A 5,113-nucleotide genomic window follows, 5' to 3' on the forward strand; every position below is an offset into this window, starting at 1 on the left:
GGCGAAGGCAAACCAGCCTGTCCTTTGCTACAAGTATGCAGAGGCAGTGCAGGCCCTTGGCTATTCTGACAATTGGCAGGACTATACATTGTGCGAGTTTATGTACAGCCAGTTTTCTTTGTTCAATATGGCTCCTGTGGTTTTTGTCAATGTGTTAGATGTAGATGTACACAAGGAGGCAGTAAAAAACCAGCTTTATGAACTGTCGGATGAAAAAATTCTGAATCTCCCGGCCAGTGAAGCTGTTTTGCTGGAAACCCTCAAAATCTCCACAACCGGAGAAGGCGGGGATATTCTGGCGGAAAACGTTGACTACACTGCCGCATATAATAGTGACGGGGAGCTGATTGTAACTGTCCTGAAGCAGGAAATCAGTGCCGGCGCCAGTATCTTTCTGAGCTATGACAAGCTCACCCCTGCCGCTGTCGACTATGCAGATATTATCGGTGGTGTGGATGTTTCTACCGGTGCATATACAGGCATGGAGGTTATTGCACAGGTGTATCCTAAGTTTGGCCTCATTCCAGGGCAGATTTTGGCACCTGGCTGGTCGCACCATCCAGCTGTAGCCGCTGTTATGGTAGCCAAGAGTACAGGCATCAACGCACGCTTCAAAGCTGTTGCTATCGCTGACATCAGCACAGCGGAGGTAAAGAAATATACGGATGTTGTCGCATGGAAAAAGCAGAATAACTATGTTGATCCGCATCTGATCGCGTGCTGGCCGAAGATTTCCCTGGGCGGCAGGCAGTTCCACTTTTCTACTCAGATGGCTGGCGTTCTTTGCGCTACTGATGCGGCCAATAACGACATTCCGTACAAATCTCCATCCAATGAAAGCATCAAGGGCGATTCCACTGTTATTGATGATGGTTCGGAGGTTATTCTTGACGTGGAAACTGGTGGCTACCTCAACAGCCAGGGCATTGTAACGGCCATCAATGAAAATGGCTGGGTGTCCTGGGGCAACCGCACGACGGATTATCCGGGCAACACTGACATCAAGGATGCATTCATAAGCATTCGCCGCATGTTCTGCTGGCTGAATAATACGCTCATCACGACCTTCTGGAGCAGGATTGATGACCCGACGAATAAGCGGCTGATTTCCACCATTGTGGATAGTGCCAACATCTGGCTGAACGGCCTTACAGCCAAGCAGTACATTCTGGGCGGCCGTGTAGAGTTCCGTGAGGATGAAAACACCATTACGGAGCTCATGGACGGCATTATCAATTTCCACGTGTATTACGCACCGCCGCCTCCTGCCCGCGATATTGAGTTTGTGCAGGAATATGACACGAACTATTTCAAGAACCTGTTTGAGTAAGGGAGGTGAAAAGGTATGTATAATGCAGTTCGCGATAAGCTTACGGATTTCGCTGTCTTCAAAGATGGCCAGCAGAAGCTGGGCACAGCAGACATCACTTTGCCTAGCGTTGAATACCTTGCGGAAACCCTTAAAGGGCCTGGTATTGGCGGTGAGGTATCCATGCCAACTATGGGCCAGACTTCCAGCATGGAACTGACTATAAATTGGCGCACGCTCAATGCTGATGTAACTGACCTTCATGCACCAAAAGCGCATGATTTGGAATTCAGAGGGGCTATTGCCCACTATGATAGCTCCACAGGCATCATCCGGCAGGTGCCGCTGGTAGTCAAAATACGCGGCATCCCAAAGAAACTTGAGCTTGGCAAGCTGGAAACGTCCGCTACGATGGATTCCAGCAATACGCTGGAGCTGGTATATCTCAAGCAGACCTATGATGGTGTCACGAAGATTGAGATTGATAAGTTCGCCCGCATCTTCAACATCAATGGTACTGATTATCTGGCAGAGGTCAGGGCGGCTCTTGGGCTGTCCTGATGATTAGCAGGGCTGCCTCCGGGCGGCCCTTATGTTTTAGGAGGATATATGGCAGCAGATGATTATCATGTAATTGTCTATGAAATATTGGCCTATCTGTATGCCTGCTTAAAGAAAGGCGTTGAGCCAGAAGTAGAGGCTGTGGACGGGTATAGAAAATTACACAAAATAAATATGCGTTACTGGTCCTATATTCTTGTACATCTGCAAACGGATGGATATGTGGAAGGAATTGCCATAACGCCTGTCATGAATGTGAATTGGAAGACTGCACATTTTACGGATGGCACAGCCATCACACCAAAAGGAATAAGTTATCTGGCCGAAAATTCCATGATGGAAAAGGTTAAGAAATTTGGTGTGGACGGATTTAAAGGCGTTGCCTCCAGCATTGCAACACAGTTTTTAGGAGGAATTTAGATGAAGTTAGAGTTGAAGAAGCCTATCAAGTATAACGATGTTGAGTATTATGAGCTGGATTTTGATTTTGAGGGCCTTACCGGCATGCAGGTGCTAAAGGCCAGGGAAGGGATGACTTCCGGCCTTTCATCGTATGTTGAAGGCCTGGTGCCGCAGCTTTCCATGGAGTTCCAGGCACGTCTTGCGGCAGAGGCTGCAAAAGTGCCTTATGAAGTGATAGTTATGCTGCCGGCAGCGGATTTCATACAGGTAACAACGAATGCCAGACGTTTTTTAGGGGTAACGGACTGATAGAGGATGGCAAGCCTATACAGGCCGACATCTACATCAGGCAGACTGTTTTGGGCATGAGCAAGATAACATACACATCAGTAGGTTACTGGCTGAACATGCCGATTACGGAGCTGATACATTGGGTGGAAGCACTGACGGAATTAGAAAAAGCAGCCTCAAATTGAAGCTGCTTTTTTGCTGGTTATTTAGTTATTAAATTCTTCCTTCCACCAAAACGGTTTCGGCAGTTCCGGGTGTTTTCGGTAATACCATTTGCCGATTTTGCGCTGGAGCCTGACAGCCCCATATCCAAGAAGGCATCCGGGAGCAACACAGAAAATCAGTCCGAAGACAATAATGCCTGCCAGCCCCAGAGTATCATACATGCTGGTGAAGCCGGGAACGAGAAGCATCAAAAGAAAGACGAATGCGATCAGGAACGTAATCAATTTTGGGTATTTCAGGCAAACAGCAACGGCAATTATTGTATAGATTGCAGTCAACATACAAAATCCCTCCCTTGAGGTTATTCTATCACATTTTACTTATTGCAGGAAGGAGGAATTTACCTTGATGAAAGAACTTTCCATGGCATTTACTATCAAAGGCATACTGGACGCCACATTCAAATCCTCGACCAGTTCTGCTGTAAAGTCTATGGAAAATATAGGATCAGAAACCAAGAAGCTGCAAAAGGCTATGAAGGATGCTGAAAGAGCCCAGAAGCTCCTGGACCAATCCTACAAGGCTGGCGGCATGAGCCTGTCCACATATTTCAACCGGCAGCAGGAACTGAAGAAGGTTATGAAGGAAAATGCCAAGCTGCTGGGAGAAGCTGCCATGAAAACAGGCAAAGGTGGCGGAAAGGTGCCGCAGGATGCATCACCTATGGCGCAGACAGGTATGGTAAACAGCATCATGTCACGTATCCCTACAGGCATGGCGGTTGCAACAGGTATCGCTGGCGGCCTGAAGGAATGCATAAACATGGCTATGAAATTTGAATCAGCTATGGCGGATGTTAAGAAGGTAGTGGACTTTGACACGCCGGAGCAGTTCAAGGAAATGAACAACGACATACTCAACTTAACCAAAACGTTGCCTATGACGGCTGAGGATATAGCCAAGATTGTAGCCTCTGGCGGTCAGGCAGGCATTGCCAAGGGAGATTTGCTCCAGTTTGCCGAGGCGGCCGCCAAAATGGGCGTTGCCTTTGATATTACGGCTGAGCAGGCTGGTGATATGATGGCAAAATGGCGCACGGCTTTCAAGATGAACCAGTCTGATGTAGTATCTCTAGCGGACAAGATAAATTACCTGGGCAACACCACAGCGGCAGCAGCACCTCTCATTTCGGATGTTGTTACCCGCATCGGTCCTCTGGGCGAGGTGGGCGGTGTAGCTTCAGGAGAGATTGCAGCGTTGGGTGCATCCATGGTAGGCACAGGTGTGCAGTCTGATGTGGCTGCAACGGGCATAAAAAACCTTATTCTTGGCATGACAGCCGGCGAAGGTGCGACAAAATCCCAGGCGGCAGCTTTTCAGGCATTGGGGTTCAATGCGGCAGATATGGCAAAGAAAATGCAGACTGATGCCAAAGGAGCAATCCTTGACGTCATGAAGGCACTGAAAGCCCTGCCAAAAGAAAAACAGGCCACTATACTCAGTGACTTATTCGGCAAGGAATCTATCGGTGCTATTTCACCGCTCCTCTCCAATCTGGATGCCCTGCAGGACAACTTTAACAAGGTGGCTGATGCCTCTAAATATGCAGGAAGCATGGAGGCGGAATTTAAAGCACGGAGCGAAACAACGGAAAACTCCCTGCAACTATTGAAAAACGCTGTCAGCAGGACTGCTATAACCCTTGGCAGTGAGTTCCTGCCATATGTCAAGGATTTGGCAATGGCCATGGCAAGTGGTGTCGATGCAATCATCACATTCACTAATGAACATGATACGCTCATGGGCAGCATCAAGACAGCGGCTGTAGTTATAGGCTCAGCAACCCTTGCTTACAAAGGATTCATGATCCTCAATTCAATGGCAGCTTGGCTGAAATCGGCGGCTCTTGCCCAGCAGGCACTTAACCTTGCTATGTCCATGAACCCTATCGGCCTCGTTATAGCTGCTATAGCAGCTGTTATTGCTGTGCTGGTATATCTCTGGAATACCAATGAAGGGTTCAGAAATGCTGTAACTGCCGCCTGGGATGAGATTTGCAATACTGCGGAATGGGCATTTAACAGTGCTAGCGAAGCTATTGCGGCGGCTATGGACTGGATTAGCGAAAAAGTTACCAGCACAGTGGATTGGGTATATCAAAAATGGGAAAGTCTAAAATCACTGCTGTCCAGCCCTATAGACGCAGTTGTCAATATAGCAAAGCACTTCACAGGTGGTGATGGAGGCGGCAATGAAGTGGCCAGCAATGCTGCAGGTGGCATCTATAACAAAGGCGCCTTCCTTACAACATTTGCTGAAGAGAGCCCGGAAGCGGCCATACCGATTGATGGCTCCGCCAGGGCTGAAAACCTGTGGAGGCGGACA

General features: G+C 48.3%; 6 protein-coding genes. 5 read left to right on the forward strand and 1 reads right to left on the reverse strand.

The features are described from left to right. The 4 genes from ACI3UA_RS00420 to ACI3UA_RS00435 form a co-directional block, all read left to right on the forward strand. A partial coding sequence (locus ACI3UA_RS00420; RefSeq protein ID WP_439722857.1) for a phage tail sheath family protein occupies positions 1-1,330 on the forward strand: 1,330 nt, incomplete at its 5' end. Between the two features lie 15 nt (positions 1,331-1,345). Next, positions 1,346-1,870 carry a phage major tail tube protein gene (locus tag ACI3UA_RS00425; protein ID WP_439722858.1) on the forward strand — a complete coding sequence of 175 codons (525 nt, stop codon included), beginning with the start codon at positions 1,346-1,348 and terminating at the stop codon, positions 1,868-1,870. A gap of 48 nt (positions 1,871-1,918) precedes the next feature. Continuing rightward, positions 1,919-2,290, forward strand: a complete 372-nt coding sequence (locus ACI3UA_RS00430; protein ID WP_439722859.1) for a YjcQ family protein — start codon at positions 1,919-1,921, stop codon at positions 2,288-2,290. After that, positions 2,291-2,581 carry a hypothetical protein gene (locus tag ACI3UA_RS00435; protein WP_439722860.1) on the forward strand — a complete coding sequence of 97 codons (291 nt, stop codon included), beginning with the start codon at positions 2,291-2,293 and terminating at the stop codon, positions 2,579-2,581. Positions 2,582-2,769: 188 nt separating this feature from the next. Here ACI3UA_RS00435 and ACI3UA_RS00440 read toward each other — a convergent pair whose 3' ends face one another. Beyond that, positions 2,770-3,069, reverse strand: coding sequence for a hypothetical protein (locus ACI3UA_RS00440; protein WP_439722861.1), 300 nt, complete (start codon positions 3,067-3,069; stop codon positions 2,770-2,772). A gap of 67 nt (positions 3,070-3,136) precedes the next feature. On the opposite strand from ACI3UA_RS00440, the gene ACI3UA_RS00445 reads away from it, so the two are divergent. Continuing rightward, a partial coding sequence (locus tag ACI3UA_RS00445; protein ID WP_439722862.1) for a phage tail tape measure protein occupies positions 3,137-5,113 on the forward strand: 1,977 nt, incomplete at its 3' end.

The organism is Anaerovibrio sp. (assembly GCF_051866355.1).
Lineage (GTDB): Bacteria > Bacillota > Negativicutes > Selenomonadales > Selenomonadaceae > Anaerovibrio.

Bases quoted from the DNA above. Each gene is read 5' to 3' on its own strand.
- ACI3UA_RS00425 (WP_439722858.1), top strand. From the start codon at position 1,346: ATGTATAATGCAGTTCGCGATAAGCTTACGGATTTCGCTGTCTTCAAA.
- ACI3UA_RS00430 (WP_439722859.1), top strand. From the start codon at position 1,919: ATGGCAGCAGATGATTATCATGTAATTGTCTATGAAATATTGGCCTAT.
- ACI3UA_RS00435 (WP_439722860.1), top strand. From the start codon at position 2,291: ATGAAGTTAGAGTTGAAGAAGCCTATCAAGTATAACGATGTTGAGTAT.
- ACI3UA_RS00440 (WP_439722861.1), bottom strand. From the start codon at position 3,069: ATGTTGACTGCAATCTATACAATAATTGCCGTTGCTGTTTGCCTGAAA.